20 protein-coding genes and 1 pseudogene are annotated in these 20,502 nt (G+C 69.2%); 8 read left to right on the top strand and 13 right to left on the bottom strand.

All coding sequences use genetic code 11. The features are described 5' to 3' along the window. Positions 1-36: 36 nt before the first annotated feature. Entirely contained in the window at positions 37-1,218 is a 1,182-nt protein-coding gene (locus tag QC180_RS22930) for a 3-ketosteroid-9-alpha-monooxygenase, oxygenase component (RefSeq protein WP_278264849.1), read from the top strand. A 2-nt stretch (positions 1,219-1,220) separates the two neighbouring features. After that, positions 1,221-1,553 (top strand): hypothetical protein, encoded by a 333-nt coding sequence (locus tag QC180_RS22925; protein ID WP_278264848.1) that lies wholly within the window; start codon positions 1,221-1,223, stop codon positions 1,551-1,553. On the opposite strand, the gene QC180_RS22920 is transcribed toward QC180_RS22925, so the two are convergent. From QC180_RS22920 to QC180_RS22880, 9 genes and pseudogenes are all read right to left on the bottom strand, one after another. Further along, positions 1,554-2,120, bottom strand: coding sequence for a DUF427 domain-containing protein (locus tag QC180_RS22920; RefSeq protein WP_278264847.1), 567 nt, complete (start codon positions 2,118-2,120; stop codon positions 1,554-1,556). A 55-nt stretch (positions 2,121-2,175) separates the two neighbouring features. Next, a pseudogene (locus QC180_RS22915) lies at positions 2,176-2,298 on the bottom strand (DUF427 domain-containing protein); the annotation flags it as partial. 87 nt (positions 2,299-2,385) lie between these two features. Beyond that, positions 2,386-3,639: an MFS transporter gene (locus tag QC180_RS22910; protein WP_278264846.1), complete on the bottom strand. Its 1,254-nt coding sequence runs from the start codon at positions 3,637-3,639 to the stop codon at positions 2,386-2,388. 17 nt (positions 3,640-3,656) lie between these two features. Then, positions 3,657-4,109: a MarR family winged helix-turn-helix transcriptional regulator gene (locus tag QC180_RS22905; RefSeq protein ID WP_278264845.1), complete on the bottom strand. Its 453-nt coding sequence runs from the start codon at positions 4,107-4,109 to the stop codon at positions 3,657-3,659. A 117-nt stretch (positions 4,110-4,226) separates the two neighbouring features. Then, entirely contained in the window at positions 4,227-5,276 is a 1,050-nt protein-coding gene (locus tag QC180_RS22900; protein ID WP_278264844.1) for an acyl-CoA dehydrogenase family protein, read from the bottom strand. A 16-nt stretch (positions 5,277-5,292) separates the two neighbouring features. Next, positions 5,293-6,330 (bottom strand): acyl-CoA dehydrogenase family protein, encoded by a 1,038-nt coding sequence (locus tag QC180_RS22895; RefSeq protein WP_278264843.1) that lies wholly within the window; start codon positions 6,328-6,330, stop codon positions 5,293-5,295. A 49-nt stretch (positions 6,331-6,379) separates the two neighbouring features. Then, positions 6,380-7,522, bottom strand: a complete 1,143-nt coding sequence (locus QC180_RS22890; RefSeq protein ID WP_278264842.1) for an acyl-CoA dehydrogenase family protein — start codon at positions 7,520-7,522, stop codon at positions 6,380-6,382. After that, positions 7,519-8,367 carry an enoyl-CoA hydratase gene (locus tag QC180_RS22885; RefSeq protein ID WP_278264841.1) on the bottom strand — a complete coding sequence of 283 codons (849 nt, stop codon included), beginning with the start codon at positions 8,365-8,367 and terminating at the stop codon, positions 7,519-7,521. Before QC180_RS22885 ends, QC180_RS22890 begins: the two co-directional genes overlap by 4 nt. Continuing rightward, positions 8,364-9,926, bottom strand: a complete 1,563-nt coding sequence (locus tag QC180_RS22880) for a FadD3 family acyl-CoA ligase (RefSeq protein ID WP_278264840.1) — start codon at positions 9,924-9,926, stop codon at positions 8,364-8,366. Before QC180_RS22880 ends, QC180_RS22885 begins: the two co-directional genes overlap by 4 nt. Before the next feature lie 79 nt (positions 9,927-10,005). Between QC180_RS22880 and QC180_RS22875 the strand changes: the two genes are divergently transcribed. The 5 genes from QC180_RS22875 to QC180_RS22855 all read left to right on the top strand — a co-directional run bounded on the left by QC180_RS22875 (position 10,006) and on the right by QC180_RS22855 (position 15,890). Then, a complete protein-coding gene (locus tag QC180_RS22875; protein ID WP_278264839.1) occupies positions 10,006-11,193 on the top strand; it encodes an acyl-CoA dehydrogenase family protein in 1,188 nt (395 codons plus the stop codon). Continuing rightward, the gene (locus QC180_RS22870; RefSeq protein WP_278264838.1) at positions 11,190-11,987 is read left to right on the top strand and encodes an SDR family oxidoreductase; all 798 of its coding nucleotides are present in this window, start codon (positions 11,190-11,192) and stop codon (positions 11,985-11,987) included. Before QC180_RS22875 ends, QC180_RS22870 begins: the two co-directional genes overlap by 4 nt. A 61-nt stretch (positions 11,988-12,048) precedes the next feature. Continuing rightward, complete coding sequence (locus tag QC180_RS22865; protein WP_278264837.1) at positions 12,049-12,669, top strand: TetR/AcrR family transcriptional regulator; 621 nt, start codon at positions 12,049-12,051, stop codon at positions 12,667-12,669. Between the two features lie 10 nt (positions 12,670-12,679). After that, positions 12,680-13,870 carry an acetyl-CoA C-acetyltransferase gene (locus QC180_RS22860; protein ID WP_474646515.1) on the top strand — a complete coding sequence of 397 codons (1,191 nt, stop codon included), beginning with the start codon at positions 12,680-12,682 and terminating at the stop codon, positions 13,868-13,870. A gap of 58 nt (positions 13,871-13,928) precedes the next feature. Continuing rightward, entirely contained in the window at positions 13,929-15,890 is a 1,962-nt protein-coding gene (locus tag QC180_RS22855; RefSeq protein ID WP_278264836.1) for a molybdopterin-containing oxidoreductase family protein, read from the top strand. A 288-nt stretch (positions 15,891-16,178) separates the two neighbouring features. Here QC180_RS22855 and QC180_RS22850 read toward each other — a convergent pair whose 3' ends face one another. The 4 genes from QC180_RS22850 to QC180_RS22835 are packed head-to-tail and all read right to left on the bottom strand — an operon-like array spanning position 16,179 to position 19,649. Next, positions 16,179-17,261, bottom strand: a complete 1,083-nt coding sequence (locus QC180_RS22850; protein ID WP_278264835.1) for an NAD(P)H-dependent flavin oxidoreductase — start codon at positions 17,259-17,261, stop codon at positions 16,179-16,181. Further along, positions 17,258-18,004: a CoA-transferase subunit beta gene (locus QC180_RS22845; RefSeq protein WP_278264834.1), complete on the bottom strand. Its 747-nt coding sequence runs from the start codon at positions 18,002-18,004 to the stop codon at positions 17,258-17,260. The genes QC180_RS22850 and QC180_RS22845 overlap by 4 nt, the downstream gene beginning before the upstream one ends. Then, entirely contained in the window at positions 18,001-18,879 is an 879-nt protein-coding gene (locus QC180_RS22840; protein ID WP_278264833.1) for a CoA transferase subunit A, read from the bottom strand. Before QC180_RS22840 ends, QC180_RS22845 begins: the two co-directional genes overlap by 4 nt. A gap of 5 nt (positions 18,880-18,884) precedes the next feature. Next, complete coding sequence (locus QC180_RS22835) at positions 18,885-19,649, bottom strand: enoyl-CoA hydratase family protein (RefSeq protein WP_278264832.1); 765 nt, start codon at positions 19,647-19,649, stop codon at positions 18,885-18,887. 71 nt (positions 19,650-19,720) lie between these two features. Here QC180_RS22835 and QC180_RS22830 point away from each other — a divergent pair, with 71 nt between their 5' ends. Beyond that, positions 19,721-20,485 (top strand): SDR family oxidoreductase, encoded by a 765-nt coding sequence (locus tag QC180_RS22830; RefSeq protein WP_278264831.1) that lies wholly within the window; start codon positions 19,721-19,723, stop codon positions 20,483-20,485. The last annotated feature ends 17 nt before the right edge of the window (positions 20,486-20,502 follow it).

The following is a 20,502-nucleotide window of genomic DNA, read 5'->3' as shown; positions in this document are numbered from 1 at the left end:
TTTGTAACGTGTTCTAGTGAACAAGGAGGGTTCGGGATGGCAGTCAACCCCAAGGTGAGGGAACTCGACGTCGGCACCACGCCGACCAGGTTTGCGCGTGGCTGGCACTGTGTCGGCCTGGCGAAGACCTTCCGTGACGGCAAGCCGCACGCGATCGAGATCTTCGGCACCAAGCTCGTGGTGTGGACCGACACCAACGACGAGATCCGCGTGCTCGACGCCTACTGCAGGCACATGGGCGGCGACCTGAGCATGGGCACGGTCAAGGGCGACGACATCGCCTGCCCGTTCCACGACTGGCGCTGGGGCGCCAGCGGCAAGTGCACCTCGATTCCGTACGCGCGCCGCGTTCCGCCGCTGGCCCGCACCAGGAAGTGGACCACGCTCGAGCGCAACGGTCAGCTGTTCATCTGGCATGACCACGAGGGCAACGAGCCGCCCGAGGACGTCACGATCCCGCACATCGAGGGCCCCTACACCGACACGGAGGGCAACCCCAGCGAGGTTCATGACAGCGGCTGGACGCCGTGGACCTGGAACACGATGCACATCGAGGGCTCCAACTGCCGCGAGATCATCGACAACGTCGTGGACATGGCGCACTTCTTCTACATCCACTATGCCTTCCCGACGTACTTCAAGAACGTCTTCGAAGGGCATGTGGCCACCCAGTTCCTCGAGACCAAGGGCCGCCCCGACATCGGCATGGCCGCCAAGTACGGCGGCGAGACGCTGCTGAAGTCGGAAGCCTCGTACTTCGGGCCCTCGTATATGGTCAACCCGCTGATCAACATCTACGGCGGGTACGAGATCAAGGTCGTGCTGATCAACTGCCACTACCCGGTCAGCCAGGATTCCTTCGTGCTGCAGTACGGCCTGGCCGTGGAGAAGCCCAAGGGCATCGACGACGCCACCGCCGAGAAGCTGGCCGCCTCCATGACGGAGTTCTTCGGTGACGGTTTCCTGCAGGACGTGGAGATCTGGAAGCACAAGTCCAAGGTCGAGAACCCGCTGCTGTGCGAGGAGGACGGCCCGGTCTACCAGCTGCGCCGCTGGTACGAGCAGTTCTATGTCGATGCCGCCGACGTCACCGAGAAGATGACCCAGCGTTTCGAGTTCGAGGTCGACACCACCAAGGCCAACCAGGCCTGGGAGGCCGAGGTGGCGGAGAACCTGCGCCGCAAGGCCGCGTCCGAAGAAGCCGAAGCGGGCGTTTGATCATGTCCGCGACCTGGGCCAAAGCGCCCGACTTCGCCGATCAGCCCGCGCGGCAAGCGGCGGTGCGTGCCCAGACCACGGTCGACAAACAGCATTACCTGGACAACGGCCTGACACCGCTGCGGTGTCAGGCCTGCCAGGCCGAGGTGCTGGTGCGCAAGTCCAGCGCGCACCAGACCTCGGTGCAGTGGACCGAGCGCCCCGACACCCACTGCCCCGTCTTCGCCCAGCTCAGTGCCCACGGCGCCCGCCCCGGCAGACCGGAATCGTGCCCGTCACTGGAGAAGTCCATCAAGTGGGCGGTCGACGAGGGTGTGCTCGAGATTCCCGAGTGATCAGCTGAACGGGGTCTGTGGGCGGTCCTGTAAGACGCCGTCGAGGTAGATGTCGACCTTCTCGTTGTAGAAGCAGGCCAGGCCCGCGATCTTCTGGCTCTCCGGCAGCGGCGTGCGATAGATCCACACGATGTCGCGGTGTTCGGTGCCGTCGACGTCCACATGCCAGTAGTCGGCCGTCCCCTTGTACGGGCAACTGCTGTGCGTGTCGGAGGGTGTCAGCAGATCCATCCGCACATCGGGCAGCGGCAGGTAATACCGTGGCGGCAGCCCGGTCTCGAACAGAATCCGCGGCGACGAGGAATCGGCCACGATCACCCCGTCGACCTCCACCCGCACAGTGCGGGAGCTGCCGAGGATATCCACCCGCGAATACGGATCGCGCGGATGAACGAAGATCGGCTCGTCCTCCTCGAACCAGTCGAACGCGGCGAAATCCAGCCGCACAGCGTCTTTCAGCTCCGGAATCGGGCTGTCGGAATACCGGACGGCGCCGTCGTCGGCACGCAGACCGTCGATGACCACGTCGTATCCCGTCGCGGTACCCCCGCCCACTGTGGTACTCATCGACCCCGTTCGGTTCCAGATCAGCACTGATATCGACCAGCGGCACATAGTAGGTCGGGTAATACGGCACCTCCCAGACAAGCAACGGCCGCACCGTATCGGCCACCAACCGCCCCCGCAGATAAGCCCGCACCCGCTTCGCCGCCGCCTCGACCCGCACCCGCTCGCCTTCGGTCATGACTCGACGCTACGCCCGGGTACCGACAGACGAACGCCCCCGCTGCTCGTGGCAGCGGGGGCGCCGGGGTGCACCGACGTGGACGGGTCAGTCGCCGACGGTGATGGCTTGGGCTTCCTCCACGCTGTGGGGTGCGGGGTCGTGGTCGTCGATGTGGGACAGGGCCGAGCGGCCGAGGAGGAGGACGGCTACGGCCGCGGCGGTGAAGGCGGCGCCGAGCCAGAAGGGGAGGGAGATGCTGTGTTCGCCGAGTTTGCCCGCGACCCAGGGGGCGGCGGCGCCTCCGGCGAAGCGGACGAAGCTGTAGGCCGCGGAGGCGGTGGAGCGTTCGACGGGGGCCGAGATCATGACGGCTTCGGTGATGAGGGTGTTGTTCACGCCGAGGAACAGACCGGCGATGACGACGCCGACGATCAGGACGATCTTGTGTTCGGCGAACAGGCCCATGACGGCGAGGTCGGCGGCGAACAGGCCGAGCGACAGGGCCATCATCGGCAGGGTGCCGAAGCGGGCCTGGAGTTTCGGTGCGAGGAACACCGAGGCCAGCGCGAGCAGGATGCCCCAGCCGCAGAAGATGAAGCCGATCGCGTAGGTGCCCATGTCCAGCGGGAACGGGGTGTAGGCGAGCAGGGTGAAGAAGCCGAAGTTGTAGAGCAGCGCGGTGATGCTCACGGTCAGCAGGCCGCGGTGGCGCAGTGCCTTGAAGGGCGCGGTGATGGAGGTCGGCTTGGCGGGTTTGGGCATTTCGGGCAGCAGCACGACGATCGCGATGAAGGCGATGGCCATCAGGACCGAGACGCCGAAGAACGGTCCGCGCCAGCTGATGCCGCCGAGCAGGCCGCCCAGCAGCGGGCCGGTCGCGATGCCGATACCGAGCGCGGCCTCGTAGAGGATGATCGCCTTGGCGACACCGCCGGTCGCGGCGCCGACGATGGTGGCCAGCGCCGTCGCGATGAACAGCGCGTTGCCCAGACCCCAACCCGCGCGGAACCCGATGATCTCGCCGATCGTGGACGACATCCCCGCCAGCGCCGCGAACACCACGATGATCGCCAGACCCGACAGCAGCGTCTTCTTCGCGCCGAAGCGGCTGGAGATGACACCGGTGATCAGCATGGCGACGCCGGTGACGGCCATATAGCTGGTGAACAGCAGCGAGACCTGCGAGGGGCTCGCGTGCAGCTGTTCGCCGATCGGTTTGAGGATGGGATCGACCAGGCCGATGCCCATGAACGCGATCACGCTCGCGAAGGCGACGGCCCAGACGGCCTTGGGCTGTCCGGTCGAAGGGGTGGTGGCTGCGGCTTTGTCGTCGCGAGTCAACACGGAACTGCTGGTCATCGGCGCTCCTGGTTGCTTCACTGTCGACCTCGGGCAACCGCACGCAGGGCTGTCAGCAGGTCGTTCATATCGGTGTCGAGCCGGATCAGCCGATCCAGCGGGAAGTCGGCGAGTCCGGGTGCCATGGCGGCGGCGAAGGCGCGCCGCGCGGTGGCGAGGCGGGTCCGGCCAGCCGGGGTGAGTTCCACGAGCGCGGCCCGGGAATCCCTGGGGTCCTTGGTGCGGGTGGCGAGTCCGTCGGTGACGAGTCGTCCCAGCAGCGCCGTTGCCGCCGGTTGCGAACATCGATCGATCCGCGCGAACTCGCTCACGCGGATGCCCCCGTGCTCGTCGAGCACGGCCAGGGCCCGCAGGACCGCCCGGGGGACCTCGTCCTCGCTGATCGCCCCGGCCAACCGGGTGAGCCGACCGGCAGTGACCAACAGGTCGACCACGATGTCGTCTGCGGAGGGCTGCTCGTTCTGCTGCACGGTCACTATTATTACATAAGCTAACTATCTAAATCGAGCGAGCGGGCCGTGAGATACCGCACGGCATGCGAAAGCCCCGACCACAGGAATGTGACCAGGGCTTTCGCGGGGTATCGGTCAGGCGGCCACCGGGCGGCGGCCGGTGCCGAAGAGTTCGCCGGTGGCGTGGGCGCGCTTGAAGTAGAGGTGCGCGTCGTGCTCCCAGGTGATGGCGATGCCGCCGTGGAGCTGGATGGTCTCGGCGGCGACGGCGGAGAACGCCTCGGTGCAGTGCTTACGGGCCACCCAGACGTCCTCGGCGGCCGAGGGCGAGTTCTCGGCGACCGCGTGCGCGGCGGCCTGCGCGGCCGAGTCGGCCGACTCGACCAGCACGTACATATCGGCCATGCGGTGCTTGAGCGCCTGGAAACTGCCGATCGGGCGACCGAACTGCACGCGGGAGGCGGTGTAGTCGACGGTCAGTTCCAGGCATCGGCGGGCGGCGCCGACCTGCTCGGCGGCCAGTGCGGCCCAGGCGATCTCACGCAGGCGGGTGCGCAGCGCGGCCGGGTCGCCGGTGCCGAGCCGGGTGGCGGGAGTGTCAGCGAAGGTGAGGGTGGCGAGCTTGCGGGTGGGGTCGAGGGCGGGCGTCGGGGTGACGGTGACGCCGGGCGCGTCGGCGGTGGTCTCGAACAGGCCCGCGTCGGTGAGGACAAGCAGGAGGTTGGCCTGGGCGCCGTGGAGCACGTAATGCGCTGTGCCGTCGAGCTTTCCGTCGGTAGCGGTGACACCCGCCCGGTCCCAGCCGTCCGCGTCGGCCCAGCACAGCGCCGCCGTGCGGGAGCCGTCGGCCAGATCGGGGAGCAGGCGCGCGCTCGCCTGGTCGTCCTCGGCGAGCAGGACGGCCTGCACACCCAGCACGGCCGACCCGAGCATCGGCACCGAGCCGAGCACCCGGCCCACTTCGCCCACCACCATGAGTGATTCGACCAGCCCGGCACCGGCGCCGCCCCACTCTTCCGGGACGGCCAGCGCGGCGACACCGACCTGCTCGCACAGCATCGCCCACAGCTTCGGGTCGTAGCCGAGGTCGGTGTCCATCGCGGTGCGCAGGGCGGCGGAGTTCGCGTGCTTGTCCAGCAGCGCGCGCACCGAGTCGCGGAATTCGAGCAGTTCATTCGATGACATGTCAGTTCCGTCCATCTCAGACCGCCTCGGCGGTGCGCAGCGCGGCGGCGATGCGGGCGCGGTGGAAATCGGCGGTGCCCCAGGCGGTGCGCAGCGCGGTCACTTTGGTGAGCCACAGCGACAGATCGCATTCGGCGGTGTAACCGATGGCGCCGTGCACCTGGAGACCGGCACGGGCAGCACGGTGCGCGGCCTCGGCGCAGGTGACCAGGGCCGCCGACACATCGCGCGCACGGTCCTCGGTGTCCAGGGTGAGTGCTGCGCGGTAGAGCAGCGGTTCGGCCAGATCCAAGGCGATCAGGACATCGGCGAGTTGCTGCTTCACCGCCTGGAATTCGCCGATCGCGCGCCCGAACTGCTTGCGCTGCTTGGCATAACCAGTGGTCTGCTCGAGAATCGCGCGACCGGCGCCGAGAAGCTGTGCGGCGCAGGCGAGGACGCCGACGTCGAAAGCGTAGGAGACGGCGCCCGCCACCTCCGGTCCCGCCGCGATCAGCTCGTCAGCGGCGACCCGGGAAAGCTTGCGTGCGGGGTCGACCGAAGCTGGACCGACATCACCCCGGGCCTGGACCGCAGCGGCGTCGGCGCCCGGTCCGCGGGCGGTGACCCGGTCCCCGGCCGCGAGCAGCGCCAGCTCGGCACTGTCGGCGTCGAGCGCGATCCCCCGCTGTGGGGTGTCGAAGGTGACGGTGCCGAGCAGTTCGCCCGAGGCGAGCCCGGGCAGCCACTCGCGTGCCGCGTTGTCGTCCGGAAGACGTTGCAGCAGTGCCGGAATCACCGCCGCCGACTCGTTCACCGGGCCGGGCAGCGCCGCCCGCCCGATCTCGATCAGCGCGACCACCAGGTCGACCGGTGTCGCTTCAGCCCCGTCGTACTGCTCGTCGACGATCAGGCCGAACACGCCCATCTCGGCCAGCTGCCGCAGCAGCGCCCGCCCCGGGGTGGTGTCGCCGTCGGACCAGGCGCGCACGGCGGCGGGTACCTGACCGGCGTCGAGGATCTTGCGCAGCTCGGCGGCGAAGTCCAGTTGTTCGGTGCTGAGGGCGAACTTCATCGCGGACCTCCTGTGCTCGGATGGGCGGGTCCGCCCGGAACGGCGACGGTCATCGCTTGCTCTCCCTGGGCAGGCCGAGGATGCGTTCGGCGATGATGTTGCGCTGGATCTCGTTGGTACCGGCGTAGATCGGGCCCGACAGCGAGAACAGGTAGCCGTCGGTCCACTTGCTCTGCTGCTCGGCGGCGGACCCGAGCAGGTCGAGGGCGGTTTCGTGCATGGCGATGTCGAGTTCGGACCAGAACACCTTGGTGATCGAGGATTCGGCACCGAGTTGGCCGCCGTCGGTGAGTCGGGTGACGGTGCCGAAGGTGTGCAGGCGATACGCCTCGGCGCCGAGCCAGGCGTCGACCACGGCATTGCGCGCGGCGGTGTCGGCCGGGTCGGTGGACTCCTGCCACAGGTCGATCAGGCGCTGGGCGGTCGCGCTGAAACGGCCGGGGCTGCGCAGCGACAGGCCGCGCTCGTTGCTCGAGGTCGCCATGGCCACCCGCCAGCCCTCGTTGGGCGCGCCGATCACGTCGGCGTCGGGCACGAAGACGTCGTCGAGGAAGATCTCGGCGAAGCCGGGCTCGCCGTCGAGCTGGGGGATCGGGCGCACGCTCACGCCCTCGGCGGTGAGCGGGAACATCACGTAGGTGAGGCCGTGGTGACGCTGGGCGTCGGGGTCGCTGCGGAACAGGCCGAAGGCCCAGTCGGCGAAGGACGCGCGCGAGCTCCAGGTCTTCTGGCCGTTGAGGATCCAGCCGCCCTCGGTGCGTCGCGCGGTCGAGCGCAGGCTCGCCAGATCGCTGCCGGACTCGGGTTCCGACCAGGCCTGTGCCCAGATGTCGGCACCGCGCGCCATGCGCGGCAGGATACGCGCGAGCTGTTCTTCGGTGCCGTGCTCGAACAGGGTGGGCGCGAGCAGGAAGATGCCGTTCTGGGCGACGCGGCCGGGCGCGCCCGCCGCGTAGTACTCCTGCTCGAACAGCACCCATTCCAGGATGGAGGCGTCGCGGCCGCCGTATTCGCGCGGCCACGAGACCGCCGACAGGCGCGCGCCCGCCAGGGTCGCCTCCCATTCGCGGTGCGCCTCGAAACCCTCGGCGGTGTCCATGGACGGCAGCGGCTTCTGGGGAACATTGGCGGCGAGGAATTCGCGCACCTCCAGCTGGAAAGCCTGTGCCGCCGGGTCGATCTCGAGATTCACGCTTTTTCCTTCATCGAGCGAGCGTTCATTCCGCCCAGCGAATCGGCGCCGACTTCGGCATTGTGGGCGTGCGCGAAATGGTGCAGCCCGAAGACCGAATCCATGCCGGTGCGCATGCCCATCAGGTCTTCGGCCTGATTGACGGCCTTCTTGGTGAGGGCGAGCCCGAATTGAGGCATGGCGGAGATCTTTTCGGCCAGCGTCATGACCTCGGACTCGAGCTCGTCGCGCGGGACGACCCGGTTGACCATGCCCCATTCCTTGGCCTGCGCGGCCCCGAAACGATCACCGGTGAACAGGAATTCCTTGGCCGCGCGCGGACCCATCACCCACGGATGCGCGAAATACTCGACACCCGGAATACCCATCCGCACAACGGGATCGGAGAAGAACGCGTCGTCGGAGCAGACGATCAGATCGCAGATCCAGGCCAGCATCAACCCACCGGCGATACAGGCGCCCTGCACCATCGCGATGGTGGGCTTGGGGATCTCCCGCCAGCGACGGCACATGCCCAGGTAGACCTCGGTCTCGCGGGCGAAACGCTGATCGCCGCCGGGGCGGTCGACATGGTCCCACCACAGCGCGGCCTTGTTCTCGTAGTGCACGTGGTGGTCGCGCCCCGGCGTGCCGATGTCGTGACCGGCGCTGAAGTGTTTCCCGTTGCCCGCCAGCACGATCACCTTGACCTCGGGGTCCTCGACCGCGCGCACGAAGGCCGCGTCGAGGGCGTAGGTCATCTTCGAGTTCTGCGCGTTGCGGAAATCGGGCCGGTTCATGGTGACCACGGCGACGGGTCCGCGCACCTCATAGGTGACGACGTCGGTTTCGGATTCGGGACTCACGACTTCTCCTCACGTAGCTCACGCTTGAGCACCTTGCCCGCCGCGCTGTAGGGCAGCTGGTCGCGGAACTCCACGAGCCGGGGCACCTTGAAATTGGCCAATTCGCCGGTGGCGAAGGCGATCACGTCGGCTTCGGTCAGGCTCGATCCGGCCTTGCGGACGACCACGGCCTTGCCGACCTCGCCCATCCGCTCGTCGGGCACGCCGATCACCGCGGATTCGGCGACCCCGTCGAGCCGCGCCAGGGTCTGCTCGACCTCTGCGGGATAGACGTTGAATCCGCCGGTGATGTACATGTCCTTGAGCCGGTCGGTGATCTTGAGATAGCCGCGTTCGTCCACGACGCCGATATCGCCGGTGTGCAGCCAGCCCTCGGCGTCGATCGCCTCGGCGGTGGCCTCGGGATCGTCGAGGTAGCCGAGCATGACATTGGGTCCGCGCAGCAGTACCTCGCCCGCGTCGGACAGGCGCAGTTCGAAGTCGGCGATGGGGCCGCCGCAGGTGTTGGCGATGGTCTTCGCGTCGTCGTCGGGGCGGCACATGGTGCCGAAACCGGCCGATTCGGACAGGCCGTAGGCGGTGATGACCACCTCGAACTCCAGGTCGTCGCGCATCCGCTCGATCAGCACCACCGGCACGGTCGCCGCGCCGGTCACCGCCACGCGCAGCGAGCTCAGGTCGCGCTCGGCGCGTTGGGGATGCTCGAGGATGGTCTGGTAGATGGTCGGCGGGCCGGTGAGCACGGTGATCCGCGCGGACTCGATGAGTGCGAGCGCGGCGGGCACGTCGAAGGTGGCCTGGGGCACGATGGTCGCGCCGGTGACCAGGCAGGCGAGAATGCCCGCCTTGTAGCCGAAGTTGTGGAAGAACGGCGGGATGATCAGGTAGCGGTCGTCGGCGCGCAGGGTGGAGCACTCGACCCAGCCGCGCACCACGCCGAGGGCCTGGCGATGCGCGACGAGCGTGCCCTTGCTGCGGCCGGTGGTACCGGAGGTGAACAGGATGTCGGCGATGTCGTCGGGGGAGACCTGGCCCGCCCGCTGTTCGCCGACCGCCTCGGGCACGGTCTCGGCCAGCGCGAGCAGGTCGTCCCAGCTCAGCGTCGCGGCGTCCGCGCGTTCGGTGGCCTGCGCGTCCGCCTCGACCGGGATGACGACGACGGTCCCGATGCCCAGCTCCGGCGCCTCGGCCCGCAGTTCCGCCGCTCGATCCCGCCCGAGGAACGGCCCGGCGACGAACAGCGCCTTCGCGTCGACGCGGGCGAGCACATCGGCGGCCTCGGCCGCGACATAGCGGGTGTTGAGCGGAACCAGCGCGGCGCCGACCGAATGCGCGGCCAGCGCGGCGACGACCCAGTGGTGGGTATTGGGCGCCCACATGGCGACCCGATCGCCGGTGACGATGCCACGCGCGATCAGCGCGCGCGCGGCGACGCGGACCTGATCGAGCAGATCCGCCCAGGTCAGGCGGATCGCGCCGTCGATAAGGGCGGGCTCGTGTGGATGCGCCGCGGCGATGTCTCGCAGCGCCTGCGGGGTGGTCTGAGCAGGGGGTGTCACGGGGTCCTCACCGTTGTGCGGTTGCTGTTCTCCACGAAGCAGCTAACAAAGCAAGTGCTTGGTAGGTTATCCTATCGGCGTGGGTGTGATCCAGACCTCAGAATCCGATACCGCGACCTCCGACGCGGAGTTTCGCGCGGAAATACGCGATTGGCTGGCCGAGAACCTGTCCGGCGAGTTCGCTGACCTGCGCGGCACCGGCGGACCCGGCCGCGAGCACGAATTCTTCGACGAGCGCCTCGCCTGGGACCGGCACCTGGCCGCCTCCGGCTGGACCTGCCTGGGCTGGCCGGTCGAATACGGCGGCCGGGGTGCCAGCGTGCGCCAGCAGGTGATCTTCCATGAGGAGTACGCGAAGGCCGACGCGCCCGCGCGGGTCTCGCACGTGGGCGAGGAACTGCTGGGCCCGACCGTGCTGGCCTTCGGCACCGAGGAGCAGAAGCGCCGCTTCCTGCCGGGCGTGCGCTCGGTCGGCGAGCTGTGGTGCCAGGGCTATTCCGAGCCGGGCGCCGGGTCCGATCTGGCCGCCGTGAGCACGACCGCGCGGCTCGAGGACGGCAAGTGGGTGATCAACGGTCAGAAGATCTGGACCTCGCTCGCCCACGTGGCCGACTGGTGCTTCGTCATCGCGCGCACGGAGCGCGGTTCGAGCAGGCACAAGGGGCTGTCGTATCTGCTGGTGCCGATGGACCAGCCGGGCATCGAGGTGCGCCCGATCGAACAGCTCACCGGCACTTCGGAATTCAACGAGGTGTTCTTCGACGACGCCGTCACCGATGCCGACCTGGTCGTCGGCGAGCCCGGTGACGGCTGGCGTATCGCCATGGGCACGTTGACCTTCGAGCGCGGTATCTCCACGCTCGGTCAGCAGATCCGCTTCGCCCGTGAACTCTCTGACATCGAGGCGCTGGCCCGGCGCACCGGCGCCGCCGACGACCCGCTCGTCGCCGACCGCCTCGACCGCGCCTGGGTGGGTCTGCGGGTGCTGCGCGCGCACGCGCTGCGCACCATGAGCGAAGACCACGACGACGCGGGCGGCGCCTCGGTCTCGAAGTTGTTGTGGGCCAACTGGCATCGCGGACTCGGCGAACTCGCCATGGCGGTGCAGGGTGCCGCCGGGCTGGTCACCGGGGACGACGACATGACCGCATGGCAGCGGCTGTACCTGTTCAGCCGCGCCGACACCATCTACGGAGGTTCGAACGAAGTGCAGCGCAACATCATCGCCGAGCGGGTGCTCGGTCTGCCGCGGGAGGCCCGCCCGTGACCGGCCCACTGTCCATTCCGCCGCCGTCCATTCCCGGCCACGGCCTGCTGACCGGCCGTAAGGCCGTGATCACCGCCGCCGCGGGCACCGGCATCGGCTCGGCCACCGCGCGCAGGCTGCTGGAGGAGGGCGCCGACGTCGTCGTCTCCGACTGGCACGAGCGTCGGCTCACCGAGACCGCCGAACTGCTGGCCAAGGAGTTCCCGGAGCGTCAGGTCGCCGCGGTGGTGTGCGATGTGCGCGACACCGAGCAGGTGAACCGGCTGCTCACCGAGGCCGCCGCCGCGCTCGGGCGCATCGACATCATGGTCAACAACGCCGGGCTCGGTGGCGAGACGCCGGTGGTCGACATGACCGACGAGCAGTGGGACCAGGTCCTCGACATCACTCTCACCGGCACCTTCCGCTGCACCAGGGCCGCACTCGGTTACTTCCGCGCGGCCGGTCACGGCGGCGTGCTGGTCAACAATGCCAGCGTGCTCGGCTGGCGCGCCCAGCACGGTCAGGCCCATTACGCCGCCGCCAAGGCCGGTGTGATGGCGCTGACCCGGTGCAGCGCGGTCGAGGCGGCCGAGTTCGGGGTGCGGATCAACGCCGTGGCGCCGAGCATCGCGCGTCATCCGTTCCTGGACAAGGTGAGTTCGACCGAGTTGCTCGACACGCTGAGCGAGCGCGAGGCGTTCGGCCGGGCCGCCGAACCCTGGGAAGTGGCGGCAACCATCGCCATGCTGGCCAGTGACTACACCTCATACCTGACCGGTGAGGTGGTCTCGGTGAGCAGTCAGCGCGCATGATCGTCTCGGCGCGGCACGGGGGTTCCCGATTCAGGGAACCAAGCAATTGCTTGGTTGTACGATGTCAGGTGTGACCGCACCCGATACCGTGAAACGCACGCGCCGCGCCGAACTCCTCGACCTCGCCGCCGACCTGTTCGCCGAACGCGGACTGCGCGCCACCACCGTGCGCGACATCGCGGACTCGGCGGGCATCCTCTCGGGCAGTCTCTATCACCATTTCGACTCCAAGGAGTCGATGGTCGACGAGATCCTGCGCGGCTTCCTCGATGACCTGTTCGGCCGCTACCGCGAGATCGCGGCGGCCGGGCTGAGCTCCCGCGAAACCCTGGAGGCGCTGGTCCTGGCCTCCTACGAGGCCTTCGACCGGCACCACGCGGCCGTGGCCATCTACCAGGCCGAGGCCAAGAACCTGCGTGACGCCGAACGCTTCGGCTACATCCGCGAATTCAACATCGAGTTCCGCGAGCTGTGGCACCGGGTGCTCACCGCCGGTGTGGCCGACGGCAGCTTCCGCCCCGAACTCGACGTGGAACTGGCCTTCCGCTTCCTGCGCGACACCGTGTGGGTGGCGGTGCGCTGGTACACCCCCGGTGGCCCGATCACCGTGCAGAACCTCGCCCAGCAATACCTCACCATCGTGCTCGACGGGCTCACCGTGCCCGGGAGCAGTCCCACCTAGGAGTTTCCCCATGACCGCCGAGCGCCGCCCCTACACCCCGCTGCGACAGGCCTACGTGATCGACGCGGTGCGTACCGCGGTCGGCAAGCGCGGTGGCGCGCTGGCCGGTGTGCATCCCGCCGATCTGGGCGCCGCCGCCCTGCGCGGGCTGGTCGAGCGCACCGGGATCGATCCGGCCGTGGTCGACGACGTGATCGTCGGCTGTGTCGACAACATCGGCCCGCAGGCGGGCAATATCGGCCGCACCATGTGGCTGGCGGCCGGGTACCCCGAAGAGGTTCCCGGCGTCACCGTCGACCGGCAGTGCGGCTCGAGCCAGCAGGCCGTGAACTTCGGCGCGCAGGCCATCATGTCCGGCACCGCCGAGGTCATCGTGGCCGCCGGTGTGCAGAACATGAGCGCCATTCCGATCTCGGCGGCCATGCTCGCGGGCAAGGAGTACGGCTTCGACTCGCCGTTCGTGGGCGCCACCGGTTGGGACACCCGCTACGGCACCGGTGAGGTCTCGCAGTTCCGCGGCGCAGAACTGATCGCCGAGAAGTGGGGCATCACCCGCGAGGACATGGAGCGCTGGGCGCTGCGCAGCCACGAGCGCGCCCGCGCCGCCATCGCCGCGGGCAGGTTCGAGGCCGAGATCGTGCCGGTCGGTGAGTTCACCGTCGACCAGGGCCCGCGCGAGACCAGCCTGGAGAAGATGGCGTCGTTGCAGCCGCTGAGCGAGGGCAGCCCGCTCACCGCCGCCGTCGCCAGCCAGATCTCCGACGGCGCCTCGGCCACCCTGCTCGCCTCCGAGTGGGCGGTCCAGGAATACGGCCTCACCCCGCGCGCCCGCATCCACCACGTCAGCGCGCGCGGCGCCGACCCCATCTTCATGCTCAGCGCCCCCATCCCCGCGACCCAGTGGGCGCTGGACAAGGCCGGTCTGACCATCGGCGACATCGACGTCATCGAGATCAACGAGGCCTTCGCCCCCGTGGTCCTGGCCTGGATCAAGGAGATCGGCGCCGATCCGGAGAAGGTGAACGTCAACGGTGGCGCCATCGCCCTGGGTCACCCCCTCGGCGCCACCGGCGCCAAACTCTTCGCCACGCTCCTGCACGAACTGGAGCGCGTCAACGGCCGCTACGGCCTGCTCACCATCTGCGAGGGCGGCGGCACGGCCAACGTCACCATCATCGAGCGCCTCGACCCCGCCGCGTAGGCCCACCTCGACCACCGCTGGACCGGGAGTCCAGCGGTGGCTGCCTACGATGGACGGCGTGAAGGTGCTCGGCGCGTGCCCGCTGGACTGCCCCGACGCGTGCTCCTGGGTGGTCACCGTCGAGGACGGCGTGGCGATCGACCTGCGCGGGAACAAGGAACATCCGGTGACCCGCGGTGCGCTGTGCGTGAAGGTGAACCGCTATCTCGAGCAGGTCGGGGCGCCGGATCGGCTGCGGTATCCGCTGCGCCGGACCGGGCCGAAGGGGTCGGGGCGGTTCGAGCGGATCAGCTGGGAGACCGCGCTGGACGAGATCGCGACGCGGCTCACCGGCATCATCGATGAATTCGGCGCCGAGGCGATCTGGCCGTTCCACGGCACCGGCAGCCTCGGTTACCTGCAGGGGATGGAGGGTTATCCCGGTCGCCGGATGTTCAATGTGCTCGGCGCCTCGCACCACCGGCCCACCATCTGCTCGGTCGCGGGCAGCGCGGGCGTGCGCTACACCCTCGGCACCGCCGGTGGCATGGACCCCGAGGACCTCGCGCACGCGGAACTGATTCTGCTCTGGGGCACCAACCCGCTCAGCTCCGGCCATCACGTCTGGAAGTTCATCCAGGACAGCGGCGCGCACCTGGTCGCCATCGACCCGGTGCGCACCAAGACCGCCGAACGCTGCGACGAGCACCTCGCGCCGCTGCCCGGCACCGACGCGGCGCTGGCGCTGGGCCTGCTGCACGTCATCGTGTCGCTGGACGCCCAGGACGACGCCTACCTGGCCGAATACACCGAGGGCTGGCCCGAGTTCCGCGAACGCGTCGCCGAATACCCGCCCGCCCGCGTCGCCGCGATCACCGGACTCACCGAGGATCAGATCGTCGGCCTCGGCGAACGCATCGCCCGCACCCGCCCGACCGCCATCCGCGCCTCCCAGGGCATGCAGCGCCACGCGGGCGGCGGAATGGCGTTGCGGCTGCTCGCCTGCCTCCCCGGCGTCACCGGCGACTGGGCGATTCGCGGTGGGGGACTGCACTATTCGACCAGCGGACACTTCCGGGTCGATCTCGACGCGATGATCCGCGACGACCTGCTCCCGCACCCTGTGCGCACCCTGTCGATGACCAGGCTCGGCGAGGCCCTGCTCGAAGCCGAGGACCCACCGGTCAAGGCGCTGTTCGTGATCGCCGCCAACCCCGTCGGCTCCAATCCCGACCAGCGTCGGGTGATCGAGGGGCTGTCCCGCGACGACCTGTTCACCGTCGTCCTGGAACACTTCTCGACCGACACCGTCGACTACGCCGACATCGTGCTGCCCGCCACCATGCAGCCTGAACACCTCGACGTGATCGCCGGATACGGCCACCTGTATCTGGTCTGGAACGAGCCCGCCGTCGAGCCGCCGGGCGAATGCCTCTCCACCACAGAGACTTTCCGTCGGCTGTCGCGGCGGCTGGGTCTCACCGAGCCCGCGCTCTACGACTCCGACGAAGAGCTGATGCGGCAGCTGCTGAAGGGCCACGACCTCGATCGCCTGCGCGCCGACGGCTATCTCAAGATCGAGCCGGGCCCCGTCCCGGCGGGCAAGCTCCAATTCGTCTCCACCCGAGCCGAACTCGCGGGTCACGATCCGCTGCCCGACTACACCCCACCCGGCGACACCGGCTCCGGGCTGGTCCTGATCTCGGCCGCCTCCCACTACTTCCTCAACACCACCTTCGGTGCCAATCCCGAATTACGCCGCCGCGCGGGCGAATCCCGCATCACCCTGCATCCCGACGACGCCGCGGTACGCGGAATCGCCGACGGCACACCGGTGGTGGTCACCAACGCCCGTGGTTCCTTCGAGGCCGTCGCCGAGCTCTCCGACCGCGTCCGTGCCGGTGTCGCCGCGACCACCAAGGGCCGCTGGGCCAAGTTCACCAACGGCGCGACCGTCAACGCCACCATCGCCGAACGCGACGCCGACTACGGCGGCGGCGCGGTCTTCCACGACAACCGCGTCGAGGTCCACCCGCGCTGACTCGCGCAGGGCGTGCCGCACTCGCGACACGCCCTGTCTGACGAGCGCCCTCACCACAACTTCCCATCAGCGTGGGGGACTGGGCCTGGTCGTCGTTACCGCCCCGAACGAGAAACACCGGGCCGGGGCGCACTTCGTGGGTGCGCCCCGGCCCGGTGCTCGGCCGACTCCCGCTGACGGTGGCTCGTCCGTCGGTGCGGGGTGGCGTCGGTTCGCCGGATCAACGGCAGGTCGGGTGCCCAGGCGATGTCGGGTCGCCTGGGCGGGCGGACAGGGCCGCCCCGTCTTTCAGGCCTGGTCGACGGCCGGTTCGCTGGTGAGCGCGGCGACGGCGTCGATGCGCGCCACCGCCTCGGCGACGATCCGCTCCACCAGTTCGGCCACGGTCGGCAGGCTGTCGATGATGCCGGTGACCTGGCCCGCGGGCAGTACGCCCGCGTCGGTGCGGCCCTCGACCAGCCCGGCCTTGGTGAGCATGGCGGAGTTGGCCGCCATCACCACCTGCGACCAGCTGAGGTCCTTGGTCTTGCGCATGGCCAGCCCGTCGCGCACGAGTGTCGACCACTTCATGCCGGTCATGGACTTGAATCTGGCCGCGTTGCCGACCGCCGCCGACAGACCGCGCCAACCGCCGGAGTGCTCCAGCCTGTCGACCAGTTCGGTGTTGAGCATCCGGTGCGGCATGCCGTCGACCTTCACCGACACCACCGTGTCCTGCAGCCCGCGCGCGAGATACTCCTGTTTCACGGCGTCGGGCACGGTGCTCTCCTGGGTGAGCAGGAAGCGAGTGCCCATGGCGACCCCGGCCGCGCCGTAGCTCAGTGCCGCCGCCAGGCCGCGTCCGTCGAAGAAGCCACCCGCCGCGATCACCGGGATGTCGACGGCGTCGAGCACCGAGGGCAGCAACAGCGTGGTGGCGACCGGGCCGGTGTGCCCACCGCCCTCGCCGCCCTGCACGATCACCGCGTCGGCACCCCAGGAGGCCACCTTCACCGCGTGCTTGGCCGCGCCGATCGACGGAATCACCACCACGCCAGCGTCTTTGAGCTTGGCGATGAGGTCCTGCTTCGGGGCCAGCGCGAAGGAGGCGACCTTGACCCGCTCGCGGATGAGCAGGTCGATGCGCTCGACGGCGTCGGTCGCGTCGGCGCGGATGTTCACCCCGAACGGCTTGTCGGTGAGCGACTTGGTCTTGGCGATGGCCGCCTCGAGTTCCTCGAAGGTCATCGTGGCCGAGGCCAGGATGCCGAGGCCGCCCGCGTTGGCGGTGGCCGCGACCAGGCGCGGACCGGCCACCCAGCCCATGCCGGTCTGCACGACCGGGTGCTCGATGCCCACCAGCTCGGTGAGCGGAGTGCGCAACCTGCTCACGCCGCCACTTCCTTCTCCCGGAAACCCCTGGGGTCGAGCACGGTCGCGATGATCCGCAGCTCCTCCTCGGTGGGCAGCCGGGTCTCGCCCGCGGTGTCCAGCTCGGCCACCTCGAAGGAGGTGTTCTCGGCGACCTCCTCGGCGCGCACGCCCGGATGCAGCGACAGGGCGCGCAGGGTCTGGTCGGGGCCGCCGAAATCGAAGACGCCCAGGTTGGTCACCACGCGGTGCAGGTGGTGGAACCGGTAGGCGGGATTCTCGGGATCGATACGGTCGTAACCGATTCCGGAGACGATGTCGACCTGGTCGACGAAGACCCGCTTGCTGTGCCGGGGCACGAAGTAGCTGGTCGCGTGGTTGATGGTGTTGCCCGGCGCGCCGCGCACACCGAACATCTGCCGGGTCGGCTGCTGGAGCGGACCGAAGGCCGACAGGTTCTGGTTGCCGAAGCGGTCGAGCTGATTGGCGCCCATCACCACGTGGCGACGGCCGGAGGCGACCACGTCGAACACCTTGGAGAACGGAATCCAGCCCTCCACCGGGGCTTTCGCGCCGATCGCGGGGACCTCGGCGAAGAACAGCGCCTCGCCGTCGGACAGCAGCAGGTCGGGCTCGAAGGTGAGCCGGGCCAGGCGCGCGCCGATGGTGGTGACCGTCGACATGGGGCTGGCCATGATCTCGCCCGCCCCACGGAAGATCTCCGCGGCGGCGACGACACAGACGTCAGCGCGGGTCGCGTTCATTTCTGCTCCTCGGCGAAAGTGTGGACGGCGGACTGGTATTCGGCCTCGGAGACGTCGAGATAGCGCGCCTTGAACTCGGCCCACGATTCGTCGGAGGCCGCGGCGGCGACGTAGTGCTTCTGGAACTTCTCGTCGCGCCCGTAGCTGCCGGAGAAGGTGAAGTGCGCGCCTCCCGGGGATTCCACCACCCCGTCCACGAGCATGCGGTTGAGGATGATCGCCTGTTGCGGAACGGCTTTCACCAGTTCCTCGGTCTCCACCAGGCGGTCGGCGGTGACGTAGCGGCGCTCGGCGGCCAGGCAGTAGAGATCGTCGAAGTACGGGTCGACGCCGGTGTAGGCGGCGTTGCCGTGCTTGTCGGCCAGGTCCAGGTGCACGAAGGCGGCGTCGAGGTTCAGCGCTGGCATGGCGACCAGCGTCTCGGTCCGGCCGTCGGCGGCGGGATAGGGCGAGGCGACGGTCTTCAGCTCGCCCTCCCAGAAATCGAGCACCGCGGACCCGAGACCAGCGCGGATCGGCAGGAACGGCAGCCGGGCCGCGGCCGCCTGCAGGCCGCACTTGACCATGCCCTCGTCCATCTCGCGCACGGTGATCGCGCCGGTGGTGCGCGCCTTGGCGAACCACGGGTCGTAGAACGGCGCCGAGTCCAGCGAGACGAAACCGTAGTACGCCTTGCGGACCTTGCCCGCCGAACACAGCAGCCCCAGATCCGGGCCGCCGTAGGTCACCACCGTCAGATCGGTGATATCGGAGCGCAGCAGCGCGCGCACCAGCGCCATCGGCTTGCGCCGGGAACCCCAGCCGCCGATGCCGATGGTCATGCCGCTGCGCAGCTCGCCGACCACCTCGTCGAGCGTCATTCTCTTGTCGCGCATGGCGATTACTTCTCCTTCTTCTGCGCGGCGAGATCGTCGTCGAAACGCGCCCGGATCTCGTCGGCGACCCCGGCGAGGTTCAACTCCATCGTGAAACCCTGCTCGTAGCGGTAGGACCGGTGCACGTCCTGCACGTCGATGCCGTTGAGCGCGCGTTTGGCGGCCCGGATGACGCGGCCGTCCTTGTTCGCGATGTTCTTGGCGACCTCCATGGCCGCGGCGTCGAGCTCGGCGCGCGGCACCACCTGATACACCGACCCGTAGTGGTGCAGTTGCTGGGCGGTGAGCTTGCCCGCGGTGTAGAACATGGTCCGCATCAGGTGCTGGGGGACCAGCCGGGCCAGGTGGGTGGCGGCGCCAAGCGCGCCCCGGTCCACCTCGGGCAGGCCGAAGGTGGCGTCGTCGGAGGCCACGATCACATCGGAGTTGCCCACCAGGCCGATGCCGCCGCCGAGGCAGAAGCCGTTGACCGCGGTGACCACCGGCACCTCGCAGTCGTAGACGGCGGCGAAGGCGTCGAAGCAGCCGTGGTTGGCGCGGATCAGCGCGGTGTGGCCGGTGTCGGCGTTCATCTCCTTGATGTCGACCCCGGCATTGAAGCCGCGCCCCTCCGCCCGCAGCACGACCACCCGGGTCGCGGGATTGCGCCCGGCCGCCCGGACGGCCTCGGCCAGCGCGAACCAGCCGTCCGAGGGCAGGGCGTTGACCGGCGGGTAGTCGACTGTGACGACGTCGACGCCCTCGGTCTCGGTGTGACGGTTGATCCCCATCGCGGTTGTCCCATCGTGCGCGCCCCGGCGAACCCGAGACAAAGCAAGCAATTGCTTGGTAGGTTAACACGGTGGCTGTAGAAATCGACCTTTCCGAGCAGATCGTTCTGGTGACGGGCGGGGTTCGTGGCGTCGGCGCTGGCATCAGCCGGGCCTTCCTCGCCGCGGGCGCGACCGTGCTGACCTGCGCGCGCAGGCCCGCCGACGACCCGATCGCCGGAACCGAACACCACACCTGCGATGTGCGCGATCCCGAGGCCGTCGCCGCGATGTTCGACCGGATCGTGGCCACCCACGGCCGGATCGACCACGTCGTGAACAACGCGGGCGGCGCGCCCTTCGCCCTGGCCGAGGACGCGAGCCCGAAGTTCCACGCCAAGATCGTCGAGCTGAATCTGCTCGCGCCGCTGCTCATCGCCCAGCACGCCCATGCCGTCATGCGCAAGCAGGACGCGGGCGGTTCGATCGTCATGATCACCAGCGTCAGCGGGCACCGGCCCTCGCCGGGCACGGCCGCCTACGGCGCCGCCAAGGCCGGGCTGGACAACCTCACCGGCTCGCTGGCCGTCGAATGGGCGCCGGAGGTGCGGGTGAACTCCGTGGTGGTGGGCCCGGTGGAGACCGAACTCAGCCACCTGCACTACGGCGACGCCGACGGCGTGGCCGCGGTCGCGCGCACCGTCCCGCTGGGCAGGCTGGCCGCCCCGGCCGACGTCGGCAACGCCGCCCTGTTCCTGGCCTCCCCGCTGGCCACGCACATCAGCGGCGCCACCCTGCTCGTCCACGGCGGCGGCGAACGCCCGGCCTTCCTGGACGCCGCCACCACCAACCACTGAGTCACGAGAACGAACAC

The organism is Nocardia anocheti, from assembly GCF_029675105.1.
Taxonomy (GTDB): Bacteria; Actinomycetota; Actinomycetes; order Mycobacteriales; family Mycobacteriaceae; genus Nocardia.
Note: the sequence above shows the minus strand (reverse complement) of the source record. Positions and strands in the feature narration are given on the sequence as shown.